The organism is Modestobacter sp. SSW1-42 (genome assembly GCF_046635825.1).
Classification (GTDB): Bacteria; Actinomycetota; Actinomycetes; order Mycobacteriales; family Geodermatophilaceae; genus Modestobacter.
Genome location: NZ_JBISCA010000002.1, coordinates 588,313 through 607,409, shown reverse-complemented (window position 1 = coordinate 607,409; position 19,097 = coordinate 588,313). Strand labels below are relative to the sequence as shown.

General features: G+C 75.7%; 21 protein-coding genes. 16 read left to right on the top strand and 5 right to left on the bottom strand.

What is annotated here, in order from left to right; translation table 11 throughout:
• Window positions 1-103 precede the first annotated feature (103 nt).
• The 14 genes from ACGBYP_RS08165 (at window position 104) to ACGBYP_RS08100 (ending at window position 14,456) form a co-directional block, all read left to right on the top strand.
• Window positions 104-1,708 (top strand): AMP-binding protein, encoded by a 1,605-nt coding sequence (locus tag ACGBYP_RS08165; RefSeq protein WP_411582841.1) that lies wholly within the window; start codon window positions 104-106, stop codon window positions 1,706-1,708.
• Window positions 1,701-1,964 (top strand): glutaredoxin family protein, encoded by a 264-nt coding sequence (locus ACGBYP_RS08160; RefSeq protein WP_411582839.1) that lies wholly within the window; start codon window positions 1,701-1,703, stop codon window positions 1,962-1,964. The genes ACGBYP_RS08165 and ACGBYP_RS08160 overlap by 8 nt, the downstream gene beginning before the upstream one ends.
• A gap of 218 nt (window positions 1,965-2,182) precedes the next feature.
• Window positions 2,183-2,884, top strand: a complete 702-nt coding sequence (locus ACGBYP_RS08155; protein WP_411582838.1) for a redox-sensing transcriptional repressor Rex — start codon at window positions 2,183-2,185, stop codon at window positions 2,882-2,884.
• The gene (locus ACGBYP_RS08150) at window positions 2,881-4,287 is read left to right on the top strand and encodes a glutamyl-tRNA reductase (protein ID WP_411582836.1); all 1,407 of its coding nucleotides are present in this window, start codon (window positions 2,881-2,883) and stop codon (window positions 4,285-4,287) included. The genes ACGBYP_RS08155 and ACGBYP_RS08150 overlap by 4 nt, the downstream gene beginning before the upstream one ends.
• On the top strand, window positions 4,284-5,219 hold the full coding sequence (gene hemC, locus ACGBYP_RS08145) for a hydroxymethylbilane synthase (protein ID WP_411582834.1): 936 nt from the start codon (window positions 4,284-4,286) through the stop codon (window positions 5,217-5,219). The genes ACGBYP_RS08150 and hemC overlap by 4 nt, the downstream gene beginning before the upstream one ends.
• A gap of 73 nt (window positions 5,220-5,292) precedes the next feature.
• The gene (locus ACGBYP_RS08140) at window positions 5,293-6,861 is read left to right on the top strand and encodes a uroporphyrinogen-III synthase (RefSeq protein ID WP_411582832.1); all 1,569 of its coding nucleotides are present in this window, start codon (window positions 5,293-5,295) and stop codon (window positions 6,859-6,861) included.
• On the top strand, window positions 6,858-7,859 hold the full coding sequence (gene hemB / locus ACGBYP_RS08135) for a porphobilinogen synthase (RefSeq protein ID WP_411582830.1): 1,002 nt from the start codon (window positions 6,858-6,860) through the stop codon (window positions 7,857-7,859). The genes ACGBYP_RS08140 and hemB overlap by 4 nt, the downstream gene beginning before the upstream one ends.
• Window positions 7,860-7,938: 79 nt before the next feature.
• On the top strand, window positions 7,939-9,306 hold the full coding sequence (hemL, locus tag ACGBYP_RS08130; RefSeq protein WP_411582829.1) for a glutamate-1-semialdehyde 2,1-aminomutase: 1,368 nt from the start codon (window positions 7,939-7,941) through the stop codon (window positions 9,304-9,306).
• The gene (locus ACGBYP_RS08125; protein ID WP_411582828.1) at window positions 9,303-9,974 is read left to right on the top strand and encodes a histidine phosphatase family protein; all 672 of its coding nucleotides are present in this window, start codon (window positions 9,303-9,305) and stop codon (window positions 9,972-9,974) included. Before hemL ends, ACGBYP_RS08125 begins: the two co-directional genes overlap by 4 nt.
• Window positions 9,967-10,548 carry a TlpA family protein disulfide reductase gene (locus ACGBYP_RS08120; RefSeq protein WP_411582826.1) on the top strand — a complete coding sequence of 194 codons (582 nt, stop codon included), beginning with the start codon at window positions 9,967-9,969 and terminating at the stop codon, window positions 10,546-10,548. The genes ACGBYP_RS08125 and ACGBYP_RS08120 overlap by 8 nt, the downstream gene beginning before the upstream one ends.
• 1 nt (window position 10,549) lies before the next feature.
• Window positions 10,550-11,377: a cytochrome c biogenesis CcdA family protein gene (locus ACGBYP_RS08115; RefSeq protein WP_411582824.1), complete on the top strand. Its 828-nt coding sequence runs from the start codon at window positions 10,550-10,552 to the stop codon at window positions 11,375-11,377.
• 49 nt (window positions 11,378-11,426) lie between these two features.
• Window positions 11,427-13,067 (top strand): cytochrome c biogenesis protein ResB, encoded by a 1,641-nt coding sequence (locus ACGBYP_RS08110; protein WP_411582822.1) that lies wholly within the window; start codon window positions 11,427-11,429, stop codon window positions 13,065-13,067.
• Window positions 13,064-14,017, top strand: coding sequence for a c-type cytochrome biogenesis protein CcsB (ccsB, locus tag ACGBYP_RS08105; protein WP_411582820.1), 954 nt, complete (start codon window positions 13,064-13,066; stop codon window positions 14,015-14,017). The genes ACGBYP_RS08110 and ccsB overlap by 4 nt, the downstream gene beginning before the upstream one ends.
• 136 nt (window positions 14,018-14,153) lie before the next feature.
• A complete protein-coding gene (locus ACGBYP_RS08100; RefSeq protein ID WP_411582818.1) occupies window positions 14,154-14,456 on the top strand; it encodes a hypothetical protein in 303 nt (100 codons plus the stop codon).
• Window positions 14,457-14,527: 71 nt separating this feature from the next.
• Here the strand turns inward: ACGBYP_RS08100 and ACGBYP_RS08095 are convergent, their stop codons facing one another.
• Window positions 14,528-14,752 (bottom strand): hypothetical protein, encoded by a 225-nt coding sequence (locus ACGBYP_RS08095; protein ID WP_411582816.1) that lies wholly within the window; start codon window positions 14,750-14,752, stop codon window positions 14,528-14,530.
• 137 nt (window positions 14,753-14,889) lie between these two features.
• On the opposite strand from ACGBYP_RS08095, the gene ACGBYP_RS08090 reads away from it, so the two are divergent.
• Both ACGBYP_RS08090 and ACGBYP_RS08085 read left to right on the top strand, forming a co-directional pair.
• Window positions 14,890-15,318, top strand: a complete 429-nt coding sequence (locus ACGBYP_RS08090) for an Lrp/AsnC family transcriptional regulator (RefSeq protein WP_411583692.1) — start codon at window positions 14,890-14,892, stop codon at window positions 15,316-15,318.
• Window positions 15,311-15,619, top strand: coding sequence for a DUF4229 domain-containing protein (locus ACGBYP_RS08085; protein WP_411582814.1), 309 nt, complete (start codon window positions 15,311-15,313; stop codon window positions 15,617-15,619). The genes ACGBYP_RS08090 and ACGBYP_RS08085 overlap by 8 nt, the downstream gene beginning before the upstream one ends.
• 43 nt (window positions 15,620-15,662) lie before the next feature.
• On the opposite strand, the gene ACGBYP_RS08080 is transcribed toward ACGBYP_RS08085, so the two are convergent.
• From ACGBYP_RS08080 to ACGBYP_RS08065, 4 genes are read right to left on the bottom strand one after another with little or no spacing between them, the layout of a single operon-like run.
• A complete protein-coding gene (locus tag ACGBYP_RS08080; RefSeq protein ID WP_411582812.1) occupies window positions 15,663-16,532 on the bottom strand; it encodes a 1,4-dihydroxy-2-naphthoate polyprenyltransferase in 870 nt (289 codons plus the stop codon).
• Window positions 16,532-17,689: an o-succinylbenzoate--CoA ligase gene (gene menE, locus ACGBYP_RS08075; RefSeq protein WP_411582810.1), complete on the bottom strand. Its 1,158-nt coding sequence runs from the start codon at window positions 17,687-17,689 to the stop codon at window positions 16,532-16,534. The genes ACGBYP_RS08080 and menE overlap by 1 nt, the downstream gene beginning before the upstream one ends.
• A 32-nt stretch (window positions 17,690-17,721) precedes the next feature.
• Window positions 17,722-18,279 (bottom strand): hypothetical protein, encoded by a 558-nt coding sequence (locus ACGBYP_RS08070; RefSeq protein ID WP_411582808.1) that lies wholly within the window; start codon window positions 18,277-18,279, stop codon window positions 17,722-17,724.
• Window positions 18,280-18,284: 5 nt separating this feature from the next.
• Window positions 18,285-18,977, bottom strand: a complete 693-nt coding sequence (locus tag ACGBYP_RS08065; protein WP_411582806.1) for a CDP-alcohol phosphatidyltransferase family protein — start codon at window positions 18,975-18,977, stop codon at window positions 18,285-18,287.
• Between the last annotated feature and the right edge of the window lie 120 nt (window positions 18,978-19,097).

Below are 19,097 nucleotides of genomic sequence, written 5' to 3'. Positions count from 1 at the left end.
CCGCTCCAGGCGCAGTGCGGCCCGGCGACCATGGTGACAACATCGTGCCGCTGCGTCCACGTCCCCGCCGTCCGAGACGGCTGCTGCCCCCGCGGAGGTCCCTGTGCCGGTCGACGAGGTGCGCACGTTCTCCGCGCTGGTGCGCCGGGCGGCGGCCACCGCGGGCGACGCGCCGGCCCTGGTGCACCGCGACCGGCGGCTGACCTGGGCCGAGCTGGACGCGCTGGTCGACCGGGCCGCCGCCGGCTACGTCGCCCGTGGGCTGCGCGCCGGCGACCGGGTCGCGGTGCAGCTGCCCAACGGCGTCGACTGGGTGGCCGCGGCGATGGGCGCGCTGCGGGCCGGGCTGGTCCTCGTCCCGGTCAACACCGCCTACACCGACCCCGAGGTCGAGCACCTGCTCACCGACTCCGGTGCCGGCCTGCTGGTGGTCGCCGCCGACCGGCCCGACCTCGCCGGCGTCCCGGTCTGCGTCGGCCCGCCGGCCGGTGACGGCCCGGCGCCGGCCGACCCCGACGACCCGTCGGCGCTGGCGCTGCTGGCCTACACCAGCGGCACGACCGGGCGCCCGCGCGGCGCGATGCTCACCCACGCGGCGCTGCTGGCCAACCAGCGGCAGCTGCTCGCCCTCGACCCGCCGCCGGTGCGCAGCGGCGACCGGGTGCTGCTGGTGCTGCCGCTGTTCCACGTCTACGGCTTCAACAGCGGCTGGGGCACGGTCGCGGCCACCGCCGCCTGCGGGGTGCTGGTCGAGGAGTTCGACCCGGCGGCGACGCTGGCGCTGATGAGCGCCGAGGAGGTCTCCGCCGTCCTGGGGGCGCCGCCGATGTACGCCGCCTGGCTGGCGCTGGCCGACGCCGCCGGCAGCGACACCGTGCTGCGGCGCGGCTTCGCCGCCGTGCGCACCGCCAGCTGCGGCGCCGCCCCGATGCCCGGTGCCCTGTTCACCGCGATGCGCGACCGTGCCGCGGTCACCGTCTGGGAGGGCTACGGCCTCACCGAGGCCGCCCCGGTGCTGGCCAGCACGCTGGCGACCGGGCGGGCCAAGCCCGAGTGCATCGGTGCGCCGCTGCCGGGCATCGAGCTCGTCCTGCGCGACACCGCCGGCGGCCCGGCCGCCGGCGACGACCCGGGCAGCCGGGTGCGCGAGGACGTCTTCGGCGACCCCTTCGTCGGCCCCGACGGCGACCAGGACACCGAGGAGGCGGGGGAGATGTGCGCCCGCGGGCCCAACCTGTTCAGCGGCTACTGGCCCGACGGCGCCGACGGCCCGGACGCCCAGGGCTGGCTGGCCACCGGCGACATCGCCCACCGCGACGCCGACGGCGACCTGCACCTGGTCGAGCGGCGCCGCGACCTGGTGCTGGTGCGCGGGTTCAACGTCTACCCCGGCGAGGTGGAGCGGGTCCTCGACGAGCACCCCGGGGTCGCCGAGAGCGCGGTGATCGGCGTGCCCGACCCGGCGACCGGGGAGGCGGTGCACGCCGTCGTCGTCCGTACCGAGGGCGCGGAGCTGACCGAGGAGCAGCTGCGTGCGCACGCCGCTCGCTCGCTGGCCCGGTTCAAGGTCCCGGTCGCGGTGCACTTCGTGCCCGAGCTGCCGCACTCGCTGGCCGGCAAGGTCAGCCGGGCCCGGTTGCGCGAGCTGGGCCTGGAGCGGGCCGTGGCCGCCGAGGACCGGGCCGCCGGGGCGGTCTCCGGTGACTGAGCCCGGCGCCCGCCTGCAGCTGCTCACCCGGGCGAACTGCCACCTGTGCGTGGTGGCCGCCGAGACGGTCACCCGGATCGGGGCCGAGGCCGGGCTCGGGGTCGAGCTGGTCGACGTCGACGCCGACGTGGAGCTGCGGATCGAGTACGGCGACCGGGTGCCGGTGGTGCTCCTGGACGGCCGGGAGCACAGCCACTTCACCGTCGACGTCCCGCGGTTGCGCCGCGACCTCGGGGTGCCGCCCGGCCCGGCCTGACCCCGCCACCCGTCCGGGTGGTCCGGGCCGGGCGCGGGCGTGGTCCTCACCACAGCAGACCCTGCCGACCTGCGGTTACGGCCTCGCCGACTTTGTTCAGGCGTTCACAAGCGGTTACCGTTGCGTTCGCCGGGCGCCGACGCGCCCGCGTTCCCGAAGTCCCCCCGAGCGTCCCCGGCTGCCCGCCGGTCGCCCTCGGAACGCTGTGGAGTCTGCCCGTGCCCGAGTCGCGGCCCCGGAACATCCCGGAGGCCACCGTTGCCCGGCTGGCCGTGTACCTGCGGGTGCTGGCCGGTCTCGCCGACGGTGGCCGCAGCCACGTCTCCTCCGGCGAGCTGGCCACCGCCGCGGGCGTCAACCCCGCCGGCCTGCGCAAGGACCTCTCGCACCTGGGCCCCTGCGGCGTCCGCGGCGTGGGCTACTCCGTCGCCGGGCTCCGTGACCGGCTCACCGAGACCCTCGGCGGCGCCCGGTCCCGGCCCTGCGTGCTCGTCGGCGCCGGCCGGCTGGGCTCCGCGCTGGCCGACTACACCGGTTTCCCGAGCCGGGGCTTCGAGTTCGTCGCCCTGCTCGACACCGACCCCGCGACGGTCGGCTCCTCGGTGGGCGGGCTGACCGTCGCACCCGTGAGCGAGCTGGAGACCGTCGTGGCCCGGACCCGGGCCTCCATCGGGGTCATCACGACACCTGCCGAGGTGGCCCAGTCGGTCTGCGACCGGCTCGTCGCGGCAGGGGTGAGGAGCATCTTGAACTTCGCGCCCGTGGCGCTGGCGGTGCCCGCCGGGGTCGACGTCCGCAAGGTCGACCTGTCGGTGGAACTGCAGGTGCTGGCCTTCCTGGACCAGCAGCGCGACCCGGAGCCCGGGGTCACCGACGTGGTGCCCCGGCTGCCCGCCCCGGCCCGGGCGGGTGCCCGATGAGCCTGCTCGCCGTCGGCATCAGCCACCAGACCGCGCCGGTCGCCCTGCTCGAGCAGGTCAGCATGACCGGTGACGACAAGGTCAAGACCCTGCACGAGCTCGTCGAGAGCGAGCACGTCTCCGAGGCGCTGGTGCTGGCCACCTGCAACCGGATCGAGGTCTTCGCCGAGGTCGACCGCTTCCACGGCGGCATCACCGACGTCAGCCGGGTGCTCGCCCGGCACGCCGGCGCCACCGTCGAGGAGCTCTCCCCGTACGTCACCGTCTACTACGAGGACCAGGCGATCGGGCACCTGTGCACCGTCGCCGCCGGCCTGGACTCCATGGTCGTGGGCGAGACCCAGGTGCTCGGCCAGCTCCGCGCCGCCTACGCCCTGGCGCAGGAGGAGGGCACGGTCGGCCGCGAGCTGCACCCGATCACCCAGCGGGCGCTGCGGGTCGGCAAGCGCGTGCACGCCGAGACCGGCATCGACAAGGCCGGCGCCTCGCTGGTCTCGGTCGCCCTCGACCGGGTCACCGACGTGCTCGGCGACCTGACCGGCCGCCCCGTGCTCGTCGTCGGCGCCGGCTCCATGGGCGCGCTGGCCGCCACCACCCTGGCCCGCCGGGGCGCCGCGGTCACCGTCAGCAGCCGCACCCCGGCCAGCGCGGCCCGGCTGGCCGAGGCGATCGGCGGGCGGCAGGCCGACCTCGACCGGCTCGCCGAGGAGATCGCCGCCGCCGACGTGCTGGTCACCTGCACCGGCGCCACCGGCACCGTCATCGGCACCGACGAGGTGGGCGACCGCGTCGGCCGCCCGCTGGCCGTCGTGGACCTGGCGTTGCCCCGTGACGTCGAGCCCGCGGTCGCCGCGCTGCCCGGCGTCCACCTCGTCGACCTGGCCATGCTGCAGGGCGAGCGCGCCGCGCACCCCGGGCAGCCGGTCGCCGGCTCGGTGGCCGCCGACGACATCGCCGCCGCGCACGCGCTGGTGGAGCTCGAGACCTCGCTGCTGCGCGCCGAGCGCCAGGCCGCGGCCGTGGCCCCCACGGTGTCCGCGCTGCGCAGCCAGGCCGCCGAGGTCGTCGACGCCGAGCTGCTGCGGCTGTCCACCCGGCTGCCCGACCTGGACGCCAAGGCCCGCAGCGAGATCGCCCGCACCGTGCGCCGGGTGGTCGACAAGCTGCTGCACGAGCCGACGGTGCGGGTGAAGGAGCTGGCGAGCGCGCCGGGCGGCACCGACTACGCCGACGCGCTGCGCGCCCTGTTCGGCCTGGGCCTGTCCGGCAGCACCGACGGCGACCGGACGACGCTGTCCGACGCGGTCACCGTCGACCCGCAGGTGCCCGCCGGCACCCCGCTGTCGGCGCTGGACCCCCGCATCGACGTCACCGGCGACGGCCTGCCCGGAGGTGCCGCGTGACCGCCCCCCTGCGGCTGGGCACCCGGGCCAGCGCGCTGGCCCTCACCCAGTCCCAGCACGTCGCCGACGCGCTCACCGCCGCCAGCGGCGTCCCGGTCGAGCTGGTGCACGTCAGCACCTACGGCGACCGCTCGACCGAGGCGATCAGCCAGCTCGGTGGCACCGGGGTGTTCGTCACCGCGCTGCGCGAGGCCCTGCACGCCGGCACGGTCGACCTGGCCGTGCACAGCTTCAAGGACCTCCCGACCGCGCCGACCACGGGGCTCACCGTGGCCGCCGTCCCGGCCCGGCAGGACCCGCGCGACGCCCTCGTCGCCCGCGACGGCCTCACCCTGGGCGAGCTGCCGCCCGGTGCCCGCGTCGGCACCGGGGCGCCGCGCCGGATGGCCCAGCTGCGCGCCCTGGGCCTCGGCCTGGACGTCGTCCCGATCCGCGGCAACGTCGACACCCGGATGGCCCGCGCGCTGGGCCCCGACGCCGACCTCGACGCCGTCGTCCTGGCCCGGGCCGGGCTGGCCCGGCTCGACCGGCTGTCGGCGGTCACCGAGACCCTCGACCCGATCCAGGTGCTGCCCGCCCCCGCGCAGGGGGCCCTGGCCGTGGAGTGCCGCACCGACGACACCCGGGTCATGGCGCTGGTCGCGGTCCTGGACGACCCCGCCGTCCGGGCCTGCGTGGCCGCCGAGCGCGCGGTCCTGACCGCGCTCGAGGCCGGCTGCAGCGCCCCCGTCGCCGCGTACGCCGAGCTCGCCGAGGGCGAGGACGGCGGCGCCGAGCTCTACCTGCGCGCCTCGGTCACCGCGATCGACGGCAGCGACGGCGTCCGGGGCTCGATCTCCGGGCCCGCCCCCGAGGCCGCCGAGCTGGGCCGTGCGCTGGCCGCCGAGCTGCTCGACCGCGGTGCCGCCTCGCTCATGGCGTTGAGCCGGTGACCGGCGTCCGCACCCCCAACCGTCCCGTACCACCCGCAGCGACCCCCTCAGGGGCTCAGAACAGGAGCACGCGATGACGCGCTCACGCAAGAACGGCACCGGCAAGGGCATGGTGGTCTTCGTCGGCGCCGGCCCCGGTGACCCCGAGCTGCTCACCACCCGGGCCAGCGCGGCGATCGCCGGCGCCGACACGGTGCTGGCCGACCCCGACGTGTCCGCCGCCGTGCGCGAGGCGCTGCTGGAGGCCCACCCCGACCTCGAGCTGAGCATCGTCTCCGGCGAGCCGGCCGAGGTCGCCAAGAGCGCCGTGGCCGGCGCCAAGAACGGCAACGTGGTGGTCCGGCTCGTCGCCGGCGACCCGTTCACCAGCGACGCCGTGGTGAAGGAGGCGCTGGCGGTCACCCGCACCAGCGTCGCCTTCGACGTCGTCCCCGGTGTGGCCGTGGGCACCGCCGTCCCGGCCTACGCCGGCGTGCCGCTGGGCGCGGGCTCGGTGCACGCCGACCTGCGCGGGCTCGACGCGACCGGCGAGGGCCCGGAGCGGCTGGCCGCGCTGGCCGCCGCCGCCACCGGTACCGGCAGCCCGCTGGTGCTGCAGGCCGCCGCCGAGCAGCTGCCGGCCGTCGCCGCCGGCCTGGTCGAGGGCGGGCTGCCCGGCAGCACCCCGGTGGTCGTCACCACCGAGGGCACCGGCACCGCGCAGAAGAGCGTGGCCGCCAAGCTGTCCGCGGTCGCCGAGAAGTCCGCCGGGGTCGACAGCCTGGCCGGCGCGGTCGTCGTCACCGTCGGTGCGGCCGTCGACAAGCGCGCCAAGCTCTCCTGGTGGGAGAGCCGCCCGCTGTTCGGCTGGCGCGTGCTGGTGCCGCGCACCAAGGAGCAGGCCGGCGACATGAGCGAGCGGCTGCGCGCCTACGGCGCCGTGCCGGTCGAGGTGCCCACCATCGCCGTCGAGCCGCCGCGCAGCCCGGCCCAGATGGACCGCGCCGTCAAGGGCCTGGTCACCGGCCGCTACGGCTGGATCGTCTTCACCTCCACCAACGCCGTGCGCGCGGTGCGGGAGAAGTTCACCGAGCTGGGCCTCGACGCCCGCGCCTTCGCCGGGGTCAAGGTGGCCTGCGTGGGCCAGCAGACCGCCGACGCGGTGCGCGAGTTCGGCATCGTGCCCGAGCTGGTGCCCAGCGGGGAGCAGTCCAGCGAGGGCCTGCTGGCCGACTTCCCGCCCTACGACGACGTCTTCGACCCGATCGACCGGGTGCTGCTGCCCCGCGCCGACATCGCCACCGAGACCCTCGCCGCGGGCCTGAAGGACCGGGGCTGGGAGATCGACGACGTCACCGCCTACCGCACCGTCCGGGCGGCGCCGCCGCCGGCCGCGGTGCGCGAGGCGATCAAGGGCGGTGGCTTCGACGCGGTGTGCTTCACCTCCTCGAGCACCGTGCGGAACCTGGTCGGCATCGCCGGCAAGCCGCACGCCCGCACCGTCGTCTCGGTGATCGGCCCGGCCACCGCGGCCAGCGCCGTCGAGTTCGGCCTGCGCGTCGCCGTCCAGCCCGAGACCGCCGCCGTCGGCCCGTTGGTCGACGCGCTCGCCGCCTTCGCCCAGGCCCGCCGGGCCGAGGCGGAGGGCGAGGCCGCCAAGTGAGCTCGGGCCAGGGCGGGGCCAACCCCGGGTTCGCCCGGGGACGCCGGCTGCGCTCCACCCCGGCGATGCGCCGGTGGACGGCGCAGATCCGGGTGTCCCCGGCCGACCTGGTGCTGCCGGTGTTCGTCAAGGAGGGCATCACCGAGCCGCAGCCGATCAGCTCGATGCCCGGCGTCGTCCAGCACACCCACGACTCCCTGCGGAAGGCCGCCCACGAGGCGGCCGAGGCCGGGATCAGCGGGCTCATGCTGTTCGGCATCCCGAGCGAGAAGGACGCCGTCGGCTCGCAGGCCGACGCGGCCGACGGCATCGTCAACGTGGCGCTGCAGGACCTGCGGGCCGACCTCGGCGACGAGCTCGTGCTGATGGCCGACCTGTGCCTGTGCGAGTACACCGACCACGGGCACTGCGGCGTGGTCACCCCGGCCGGCGTGGTGGACAACGACCCGACCCTGGACCGCTACGCCGCGGTCGCGATCGCCCAGGCCCAGGCCGGGGCGCACGTGATCGCCCCCAGCGGGATGATGGACGGCCAGGTCGCGGCGATCCGGGCGGGGCTCGACTCCCGTGCGTACACCGAGACGCCGATCCTCGCCTACGCGGCGAAGTACGCCTCGGGCTTCTACGGCCCGTTCCGTGAGGCCGCCGAGGGGGCGCCGCAGTTCGGCGACCGCTCGACCTACCAGATGGACCCGCCGAACACCGCCGAGGCGCTGCGGGAGGTCCGTCAGGACCTCGCCGAGGGCGCCGACGCGGTGATGGTGAAGCCGGCCGGGCCGTACCTGGACATCGTCGCGGCGGTGGCCGGGGCGGTCGACGTCCCGGTCGCGGCCTACCAGGTGAGCGGCGAGTACGCCATGGTCGAGGCGGCCGCCGCCAACGGCTGGATCGACCGGGAGCGGGCTGTCCTGGAGACGCTCACCGCCATCCGCCGAGCCGGCGCCGGCTCGGTGCTCACGTACTGGGCGGTCGAGGCCGCCCACTGGCTCCGCCGTTGAGTGACCGCCCCGGACCCCCGTGCGCCGGGGGTCCGGGGCGCGCCACCGGGCACACAGCTGACCCTGGGAGAGTGGGACCGTGACTGAGCCCTACCCGTACGAGGCGCCCGCGTCGGCGCAGCTGTTCGAGCGCGCCCGGCGGGTCACCCCCGGCGGCGTCAACTCCCCGGTCCGGGCCTTCAAGGCCGTCGGCGGCACCCCGCGGTTCATGGCCTCCGGCTCCGGTCCGTGGATCACCGACGCCGACGGCCGGCGCTACGTCGACCTCGTGGCCTCCTGGGGCCCGATGATCCTGGGGCACGCCCACCCCGAGGTCGTCGCCGCCGTCACCGACGCCGCCCGGCGCGGGTTCACGTTCGGCACACCCACCGCCGCCGAGGCCGAGCTGGCCGAGGAGATCGTCCGCCGGGTCGCCCCGGTCGAGCGGGTGCGGCTGGTCAACTCCGGCACCGAGGCGGTGCTGTCGGCGATCCGGCTGGCCCGCGGCTACACCGGCCGGCCGGTCGTCGTGAAGTTCGCCGGCTGCTACCACGGCCACGTCGACGCGCTGCTGGCCTCGGCCGGGTCCGGCGTCGCCACCCTCGGCCTGCCCGACACCCCCGGCGTCACCACCGGCGCGGCGGCCGACACGATCGTCCTGCCCTACAACGACGTCGCCGCGGTCGAGGCCGTCTTCGCCGAGCGCGGGTCCGAGATCGCCTGCGTGGTCACCGAGGCCGCGGCCGGCAACATGGGCGTCGTCCCGCCGCTGGACGGCTTCAACGCCGCGCTGCGCCGGATCACGGCCGCGCACGGCGCGCTGCTGCTGGTCGACGAGGTGATGACCGGCTTCCGGGTCACCGGCGCGGGCTGGTACGGCCTGGACCCGGTGGACGCCGACCTGTTCACCTTCGGCAAGGTCATGGGCGGCGGCATGCCGGCCGCGGCCTTCGGTGGTCGCGCCGACGTCATGGACCACCTGGCGCCGTCCGGGCCGGTCTACCAGGCGGGCACCCTGAGCGGGAACCCCGTCGCGGTCGCCGCCGGCCTGACCACGCTGCGGCTGTGCACCGACGAGGTCTACGAGCGCTGCGACTCGGTGGCCGCCGTGCTGCGGGGTGCGGCCAGCGCCGCGCTGTTCGCGGCCGGGGTCCCGCACCGGGTCCAGCAGGCCGGCTCGATGTTCTCGGTGTTCTTCGTCCCCGACGAGCGCCAGGTGCGCGACTACGAGGACGCCCGCACCCAGGACGTCGCCGCGCACGCCGCCTTCTTCCACGCCATGCTCGCCCGCGGGGTCTACCTGCCGCCCTCGGCGTTCGAGTCGTGGTTCGTCAGCGCCGCGCTGGACGACGAGGCCGTCGAGCACGTGCTGGCCGCGCTGCCGGCCGCCGCCTCGGCCGCCGCGGCCGCCGCCGGGGGAGCGCCGGTCTCCGCCGAGGCCCGCAACCCCGAGGAGCTCCAGCCGTGACCGCCCCCCATGAGGGCCGAAGTCGCGACTTCGGCCCTGAGACGACGGTCGTGCACCTGATGCGGCACGGCGAGGTGCACAACCCCGCCGGCGTGCTCTACGGCCGGCTGCCCGGCTACCGGCTGTCCGAGGCCGGCGAGGGCATGGCCCGCACCGTGGCCGGGTGGTTCTCCACCCGCGACGTCACGTACCTGGTGGCCAGCCCCCTGGAGCGCGCGCAGCAGACGGCGCAGCCGATCGCCGACGCCCTCGGGCTGGAGATCGCCACCGACGAGCGGCTGATCGAGGCCGGCAACTCCTTCGAGGGCAAGACCTTCGGCGTCGGCGACGGGTCGATGCGGCACCCGGAGAACTGGTGGCGGCTGCGCAACCCGTGGAAGCCGTCCTGGGGTGAGCCGTACCGCGAGATCGCCGCCCGGATGATCGGCGCCATCGCCACCGCCCGGGACGCCGCCCGCGGCCACGAGGCGGTCTGCGTGAGCCACCAGCTGCCGGTCTGGACGGTCCGGCTGCACCTGGAGGGCCGCAGCTACGCCCACGACCCGCGCAAGCGGCAGTGTGGGCTGGCCAGCGTCACCTCGGTCACCTACGACGGCGACCGGATGGTCGGCCTCACCTACGCCGAGCCCGCCGGGGCCACCGACCCGGACGCGGTGCCCGGTGCGTAGTCGGCTGGCCGGGCTGGCCGCGCTGGCCGCCCTCGCGCTGCTCGGCGGCTGCTCGAGCGGCGCGGACGCGGTCGACGTCAACAACGGCGGGGAGTTCCGGTTCGTCGCCGGGACGCCGGCCGCCGAGGTGATCCCGGACACCCAGCGGGCCAGCGCGCCGGAGTTCTCCGGCACCCTGCTCACCGGGGAGCCGTTCAGCTCCACCGAGCTCGCCGGCGACGTCGCGGTGCTCAACTTCTGGGGCTCCTGGTGCGCTCCCTGCCGGGTCGAGACGCCGCAGTTCCAGCAGGTCTACGAGGAGGTCCGCGACGACGGGGTGCAGTTCCTGGGCCTGAACGTCAAGGACTACGACCAGCAGTTCGCCGACGCGTTCGTGGCCGACAAGGGCATCACGTTCCCCTCGCTGTACGACCCCAAGGGCCGGGTGGCGCTGGCGTTCCGCGACTACCCGGCGGCCGCCATCCCCTCCACGATCGTGCTGGACCGGCAGGGGCGCGTCGCGGCGGTGTACACCGGTGAGGTGCGCCAGGACGACCTGCGCACCGTGCTGGCACAGCTGACGGCGGAGGCCTGAGATGGTCGAGGGGATCACGGACCTGATCAGCGACGGTCCGCTGCTGGTGGCCGCCGCGGTCGCCGCGCTGGCCGGGCTGATCAGCTTCGCCTCGCCGTGCGTCCTCCCGCTGGTCCCCGGCTACCTCTCCTACGTCACCGGCCTGGTCGGCAGCGGCGCCCGCGCCACGGCCCCCGCGCCCGCACCGGCCGGCGGCTCGGTCGCCACCGCCGTCCGGACGACGGACGACGAGCGCTCGACCCGCGGCCGGATGGTGCTGGGCGCGGTGCTGTTCGTGCTCGGCTTCACCGTCGTCTTCGTCTCGATCAGCAGCGCCTTCGGCGGGCTGGGGCGGTTGCTGCTCGAGCACAACGACGTGATCACCCGGGTGATGGGCGTGGTCACCATCGTGGTCGGGCTGGGCTTCCTGGGCCGACTGCCCTTCCTGCAGCGCACCGCCCGGCTGCGGGCCCGCCCCGCCGTCGGGCTGGCCGGCGCGCCGTTGCTGGGCATCGTCTTCGGGCTGGGCTGGACCCCGTGCCTGGGGCCGACGCTCGCCGCCGTGCAGAACCTGGCCTTCAGCGAGGCGACCCCGGGCCGCGGCGCGTTCCTCGGCCTGGCCTACTGCCTCGGCCTCGGCGTCCCGTTCGTGCTGGTCGCGCTGGGTGCCCGCTGGGCGGTGGGCGCGATGTCCTTCCTGCGCCGCAACGCCGGCACCGTCACCCGGGTCGGCGGCTTCGTGCTCATCGCGGTGGGCCTGCTGCTGGTCACCGGCGCCTGGACCGAGCTCATGGGGTGGCTGCGCAGCTGGCTGGCCAGCAGCGGCCTGGCGGAGTCCGCGCCGCTGTGACCACGACCCCGATGCCCACGCACCCGACCAGCGCCCGCGAGGAGGACCGGTGACCACCACCGCCCCGCCGCGCCCGTCGGCGCCGGCCAGCCCGCCGTCCCGGCCCTCCCCCGGCCGCCGGGTGCTCAACCGGCTGCTGCGCTGGTGGCGGCAGCTGACCGCGATGCGCACCGCGCTGATGCTGCTGTTCCTGCTGGCGGTCGCGTCGATCCCGGGCTCGCTGCTGCCGCAGCGCTCGCTGTCGCGCACCAACGTCAGCCAGTACTTCACCGACCACCCGACGCTCGCGCCGTGGCTGGACCGGCTGTTCCTCTTCGACGTCTTCAGCTCGCCGTGGTTCGCCGCGATCTACCTGCTGCTGTTCATCTCCCTCATCGGCTGCGTCGTGCCGCGGGCGATCGAGCACGGCCGCACGCTGTTCACCGCGCCGCCGCCGGCGCCCCGCCACCTGCAGCGGCTGCCCGAGAACGGCACGCTCACCACCCCGCTGGCCGGCCCGGCCGCCCTCGACGTGGTGGAGGAGGAGCTGCGGGTCCGCCGCTTCCGGGTGGTGCGCCGCGAGGGCCGCACCGGCCCGGAGCTGTCGGCCGAGAAGGGGTACCTCCGCGAGACCGGCAACGTGCTGTTCCACCTGTCGCTGCTGGCCCTGCTGCTGGGCCTGGCCGGCGGCAAGATGTGGGGCTACGAGGGCAGCATCCTGGTCACCGAGGGCCAGGGGTTCTGCAACTCGTTCCAGCAGTACGACACCTACTCGTCCGGCCCGCTGGTGGACGGCGCCGACCTCACGCCGCTGTGCGTCGACCTCGAGGACTTCGAGGCGCAGTACGAGCAGGACCTGACGGCCGCCTCCTACACCGCCGACATCAGCTACGACGTCGACGGCGGGGAGCCGGTCACCACCACGATCGGGGTCAACGACCCGCTGCGCACGAACGGTGACCGGGTCTACGTGACCGGCCACGGCTACACCCCGCAGTTCAGCATCACGCTGCCCGACGGGACCGCGCTCACCGACCTGTCGGCCCCCTTCCTCCCCACCGACCAGGGCACGATGCTCAGCCAGGGCGTGCTCAAGGTGCCCGACCTGGGCGCCGGCCGCACCGACCAGCTGGCCGTCGAGGGCTTCTTCGCCCCCACCGCGGCGCTGCAGTCGGGCGTGGGGCTGCTCACCTCGGTCGACCCGCGCCCGTTGAACCCACAGGTGGCCGCGATCGTCTACACCGGCTACCTGGGCCTGGACTCCGGGCTCCCGCAGTCGGTCTACTCCCTCGACCAGGACGTCATCGACCGCGGCGCGCTGACCGAGGTCGCCCGGGCCAACCTCGCCGTGGGGGAGTCGATGACCCTGCCCGACGGCACCGTGGTCACCTTCAGCGGCTTCAAGGAGTTCGCCGCCGTCCAGGTGTCCCACGACCCGGGCCAGGTGTGGGTCCTCGGGGCGGCGATCGCCGTGCTCGTCGGCCTGCTCGGCATGCTGCTGGTGCGCCGCGAGCGGGTCTTCGCCCGCGTCGTCCCGGACCCCGACGGCGGGGGTACCGTGCTGGCCATCGGCTCGCTGACCCGGGGCAGCGCCGACACCGGGCCCCGTTTCACCGCGCTCACCGACGACGTCGGTGCCGCGCTGACCACCCGGGCGGGCCAGGCCCCGGCCGCCGCACGCCCGCTCTCCCAGGAGGATCCGCCGTCGTGATCGACGAGTCGCTCGCCAGGTTGTCCGACACGTTCTTCACGATCACGGTGGTCGTGTACTCGCTGGCGGTGATCGCGTTCTGCGCCGAGCTGGCCTTCGGCCGCCCGGCCCGCACCCGCCAGCTCGTGGGTGCCGGCGCGCCCGTCGAGGGCTCGTCCGCCGCCGGCCCGGCCGCGGAGCCCACCCGGGCCCGCCGGCTCGGCGCGGTCGGCATGCTGCTGACCGGCCTGGGGCTGCTCGCCCACGCCGCGTCCCTGGTGACCCGCGGCATGGCGGCCGACCGGCTGCCCTGGGGCAACATGTACGAGTTCTCGACCGTGGTCGTGCTCGTCGCCGTCCTGGCCTACCTGGTGCTGGCGGTGCGCGCCCCGGAGCTGCGGCACATCGGCGTCTTCGTCATGGGCCCGGTCGTGGTGTCCCTGGCCCTGATCCGCATGGTCCTCTACGTCGAGGCCGGCCCGCTGGTGGCCGCGTTGCGCTCCTGGTGGCTGGCCGTGCACGTCAGCACCGCGACGCTGGGTTTCGGCATCTTCTTCGTCAGCGGCATCGTCAGCGTGCTGTACCTGGTGCGCAGCCGCCGCGACGAGCGTGCGGCCTCCGGCGCGGTCATGGCGCCGTCGCTGCTGGACCGGCTGCCCTCGGCCGCCGTGCTCGACCGGACCGCGCACCGCACCGCCGTCTTCGGCTTCCCGATCTGGACCTTCGCCGTCATCGCCGGGGCGATCTGGGCCGAGAGCGCCTGGGGCCGGTTCTGGGGCTGGGACCCGAAGGAGACCTGGGCGTTCATCGCGTGGGTCGTCTACGCCGCCTACCTGCACGCCCGGACGACGTCGGGCTGGCGCGGCCGCCCCTCGGCCTGGATCAACGTCGTGGGCCTGGCCGTCATGGTCTTCAACCTGCTGTACGTGAACTTCGTGTCCACGGGGCTGCACAGCTACGGCGGCGTCTGACCACTGCCGGGTGAGGCGATCACCTCACGGGCAGTCACCTTCGGGTGAAACGAGACCGCTCGGTACGTCGCCGGGGGTCCGCAGCTGTGCGGATCGTGCCATCCTGGCGACATGACTGAAGGCGGTGTTGTCCACGGTGGGTAAGCACTCAGCTGACGACGGAGCCGGCGTCGACCCGATCGTGGCGGCTGCGCTGGCGCAGCGGCCCGTGGTGGTGGAGCCGGCCGAACCGCGGCACGCTCCCGGGCTGGTGCCGGTGGGCGCGGACGGGACGGGCGGCCTCGGCTGGCCCGGCGACCCGGCCGACGGCACCGGACTCGGCTGGCCGTCCCGCGACGGCGACGCGTCCGCCGCGGCGGGCGACCGCCCGGTCCGCCGCCGCGGTGGCTGGCGCCGGCTGTTCGGCGGCACGCCGCGACAGGACAGCACCGCGGCCTGAACGAGGGCCCCGGACAGCACGAGCCGTCAGCCCGGTGGGCTGACGGCTCGTGCTGTGTACGGGACCGGCGACTAGCTGAGGCTGCCGTCGTCCCGGCGGGTACGGCGGTCGAGCTCCCGGAGGAACTCGGGGTCGTCGTCGGGCGCGATCGGCCGGGTCGGCCCCTGCGGCCGGGGCCGTGGACCCCGGTTCGGGCGTCCGGTGCCGCCGGACCCGCCCCCGCCCGGAGCAGCACCCGCACGCATCACCAGCACGACCGCGACCACCGCGATCACCATCAGAACCAGGAAGACCACCTGGCCACCCCCCTCGTCTCCCCCAATGTACGACCGTGGCGATACTCGGGGGTGGGGATCTGGTGCCCGTCCGGGCGCGAGGCACACATCTGCGCGCCGGCGGGCGCCCCGAGCACCCGGAGGCCGACATCGACGCGGTGGACGAGCAGCTGGTCGCGCTGCTGCGGGCCAACGGCCGGGCCAGCTACGCCGAGCTCGCCCGCCAGGTCGGGCTCTCGGCTCCCTCGGTGCACGAGCGCGTCGGCAAGCTCGAGGCCGCCGGCGTCATCACCGGCTACCAGGCGGTCGTCGACCCCGCCGCGGTGGGCCTGGGCGTCACCGCGCTGGTCGGGGTGATCGAGAGCGACCAGGTCGACGACACCGGCCTAGAGCAGGCGCTGGCCGAGCTGCCGTCGGTCGAGGACTGCTGGCGGGTCGCCGGCAGCGAGGGCTACGTGCTCAAGGTCCGCGTGCCCGACATCCGGGCACTCGAGGACACCATCAGCGCGTTGAACCGGATCAGGGGCGTCGCGCGCACCCGGACGACCGTCGTCCTGTCGACCAAGTGGGAGGGCCGTCATGGCTGAACCGATCAAGCCGGCCGAGGCCGCACCCGTCCCGGTGACGCCGGGGGAGAAGCCGCAGGTGGCGAAGTGGCTGGTCGTCTACACCCTGGGCCGGCTGGCCATCGCCGCCGCGCTGATCGCACTGCTGTGGGTGCTCGGCCTGCCGGGCACCCCGGGCTTCCTCTTCGGCGTGCTGCTGGCCATGCCGGTCGCCTACCTGGTGCTCGCCCCCGTGCGCACCCGGCTGACGACCGCCCTGGTGGCCCGCGCCGAGCAGAAGGAGCGCCTGCGCACCGAACTGCGCGGCGAGCACCTGGACTGACGGCCCCGTCGCAGGGCGCCACCGCGAGCCTGCGAGGGGGGCTTCAACTGAGGGCGAGGCCGAGGGCCAGCAGGACGCCGGTGGCCAGGGTCAGCTGACCGGTGGCCTTGAGCGAGCCGATCAGCACCGGGCCCCGGCCACCGCCGAGCACGGTGCGCACCGGCGGCACGGCCAGCGGCGCGGTCAGCAGCCCGAGCAGCGCCCAGGGCCGCTCGACGCCGATCGCCACGATGCAGGCGAACGCCACCACCAGCAGGCCGGTGTAGGCGATCCGGGTGCGGGCCTCGCCGAGCAGCACCGCGAGGGTCCGCTTGCCCACGGCGGCGTCCCCGTGCACGTCGCGCAGGTTGTTGACCACCAGCAGCGCCACCGACAGCAGCCCGATCGGGACGGCCGCGGCGAAGGCCAGACCGTCGAGCGACCGGGTCTGGCCGAACGTCGTCCCGACGACGGCGACCAGGCCGAAGAACACGAAGACGAACACCTCGCCGAGCGCCCGGTAGCCGTAGGGGACCGGCCCGCCGGTGTAGGTCCAGGCGGCCACGATCGACACCGCGCCGACGGCGACCATCCACCAGCTCGAGACCGCGGCCAGCGCCAGGCCGGCCAGCCCCGCGACGGCGAAGGCGAGCATCGCGGCGACCAGCACCTGCTGCGGGGTCGCCGCCCCCGAGCCGACCAGCCGCATCGGCCCGACCCGGACGGCGTCGGTGCCGCGCTTGCCGTCGGAGTGGTCGTTGGCGTAGTTCACGCCGACCTGCAGGGCCAGCGCGACGACGAGGGCCAGCAGCGCCGGGCCGAGGCGGAACCCGTCGAGGGCGGCGGCGACCCCGCTGCCGACGAGGACGGGGGCGAGCGCGGCGGGCAGGGTGCGGGGACGGGCACCCTCCAGCCACTGGGCGGGGGTGGCCACTACAGGTCTCCTCGGACGAGCTCGGTGACGGACCGGCGGTCGGGCTTGCCGGTGTGCAGGGTCGGGACGGCGGCGATCACGGTCAGCGCGCGGGGGGCGGCGGCGGGGCCGAGCCGGGCGGCCACCCACGGCCGCAGGACGGTGAGGTCGGGGACGGCGCCGGGCGCGGGCACGACCGCGGCGACCACCCGCTGGCCCCACTCGGGGTCGGGCAGGCCGGTGACGACGGCGTCGGCGACCGTCGGGTGCTCGCGCAGCACCGCCTCCACGGCCTGCGGCGAGACGTTGACCCCGCCGCTGATCACCACGTCGTCGAGCCGGCCGTGCACGGTGAGCACGCCGTCGGGGGCCAGCGACCCGGCGTCCCGGGTGGCGAACCAGCCGTCGCGGAACGCCGCCGCCGTGGCCGCCGGGTCCAGCCGGTAGCCGTGCGCGAGCACCGGTCCGGCGAGCTGCACGCCCTCGGTGACGCGCACCGAGACGCCGTCCAGCGGGACGCCGTCGTAGACGCAGCCGCCGGCGGTCTCGCTCATCCCGTAGGTGGTGCGCACCTGCACCCCGGCCGCCCGCGCCCGGTCGAGCAGGGCCGGGTCGGTGGCCGCGCCGCCGACCAGCACCGCGGCGAACGACGCCAGGACGTCGGGCTCCTCGGCCAGGTACCGGCGCAGCTGGGTGGGCACGAGCGAGGTGTAGCGCCGGTCGCCCTCCGGCAGCCGGGCGACGGCGTCGGCCAGCCGTTCCCCGCGGGCCAGGACGGCGGGCTCCCGGCCGGCCAGGGCGCTGCGGACGAGCACCTGCAGCCCGCCGACGGCCGAGGTGGGCAGCGCCAGCAGCCAACTGCCCGCGCCGCCCAGCCGGTCGAGGGTAGCGGTGGCCGAGGCGCGCAGCGCGGCCGCGGAGAGCAGGACGCCGCGCCCGCCGCCGGTGGAGCCGGAGGTGACCACGACCAGGTCGGTGCCCGGCTCGAGCGGCTCGTCGGGCCGCAGCAGCGCCCGGGCGGCGTCGGCGGGGCCGGCCCCGGCGGGCAGCACGGCAAGCGGACCGCCGCCGTCCAGGGCGCGACGCAGGGCGGGCCACACCGCGGTCAGCGCGCTGCCGGCGGCCTCGGGAGGGGGCGCGGCCACCAGGGCCAGCTGCCGCGCGCTCGGGACCACCACGAGGAGCCAGGCTACGGCCCGGCCGGCGCAGCTCAGAACAGGTCGGGCACCAGGGCGAGCGTCACGAAGCGGACGGCCCGGCCGAGCAGGCAGGTGACGACGAACGCCTTCAGGCTCATCCGCGACGTCCCGGCGTAGAAGGCGATCGCCAGCAGCGGCGGGATGCCGACCGAGCCGGACAGGAAGACGACCGCCGGTCCCCAGCGCCCCGACAGCAGCCGGACGCCGAGGGCGTTGACCCGCGCGAGCCACCGGCCCACCGGTCGGAGCGCGCGCTTGACCGGCCCGCCCGGCGGCTGCTCGCCGGCCTCCTCGGCGGCGGCGATCTCGGCGGCCTCCCTGGCGCCGCGCTCGCGCAGCCGGGTGAGCCACTTCGAGCTGGTGGCGCCGCGGGCGGCGGAGAACAGCAGCACCTTGCCCACGGTCTGCCCCACCGCGGCGGCGACGGCGCCGGCGACGGCGACGGTCCGGGTGTCCTGCACCGCCAGGCCGATGACGTAGGCCTCGACCGGCAGGAACGGCGTGACCGCCGAGACCGCGCCGACGAGCAGGCCGAGCGCGATCAGGCCGATCGTGCCGGCGTCAGGCACGGCGCTCAGGCACCGGCGGGCATCCCCTGGGGCACGTGCGGGGTGTCCTTCGGCACGGTCAGCCGCAGCACCCGGCCCAGCGACCAGATCTTGATGACCAGCACGGTCGAGGCGGCGACCAGGGCGATCCACTGCTGGTCGGGCAGCACGACGAGCAGGGTGATCAGCAGCGTGGTGTTGGTGACCTTGGCGACGACGTGCCAGTTCAGCGTGTAGGCCAGCCGGTCGATCAGGTGGAAGTAGTTGGGCGAGAGCACCGGCCAGCGCATCGGCAGCAGCGTCAGCGGCAGGTCCACGACGCCGAACTGGAAGAGGAACACCGCGATCGGCCAGGGCGCGTCCACGAACTGCAGGAACACCACGGCGCAGCTGACGCAGTTGACGCGGTCGCAGATGACGTCGAAGTACGCGCCGAACCGGGTCTCCTGGTGCTGGAACCGGGCGATGTTGCCGTCGGCGGAGTCGCCGATCCAGTAGGTGAGGTAGGCGGCCAGCAGCAGCGGCCACGAGTGCGCGGCGGCCGCGCCGATCACCAGGCCCAGGGAGGCCAGTGTCCGCAGCACGGTGACGGCGTTGGCGGCGTTGAGCAGCTGCCGCGGGTCCTCGCAGCCGCAGCCACGCACCCCGCACCGCGCCGGGCCGCCGGGGTAGCGCGGCGAGCGGTCCACGGCGGGCGTGGGCCCGGTCCGAGCTGCCACTGCGACCTCCGGGTGCGTCGACGTGCACGGGACCGCCGGCGGTCGTGCCCGCGGCCGGCCGTGGGCGGCCGGGGGGAACGGTAGGCCAACCGGGTGCACGGCACCGGCGCACACCGCCGG

Bases quoted from the DNA above. Each gene is read 5' to 3' on its own strand.
- ACGBYP_RS08150 (WP_411582836.1), top strand. From the start codon at position 2,881: ATGAGCCTGCTCGCCGTCGGCATCAGCCACCAGACCGCGCCGGTCGCC.
- ACGBYP_RS08140 (WP_411582832.1), top strand. From the start codon at position 5,293: ATGACGCGCTCACGCAAGAACGGCACCGGCAAGGGCATGGTGGTCTTC.
- ACGBYP_RS08115 (WP_411582824.1), top strand. From the start codon at position 10,550: ATGGTCGAGGGGATCACGGACCTGATCAGCGACGGTCCGCTGCTGGTG.
- ACGBYP_RS08085 (WP_411582814.1), top strand. From the start codon at position 15,311: ATGGCTGAACCGATCAAGCCGGCCGAGGCCGCACCCGTCCCGGTGACG.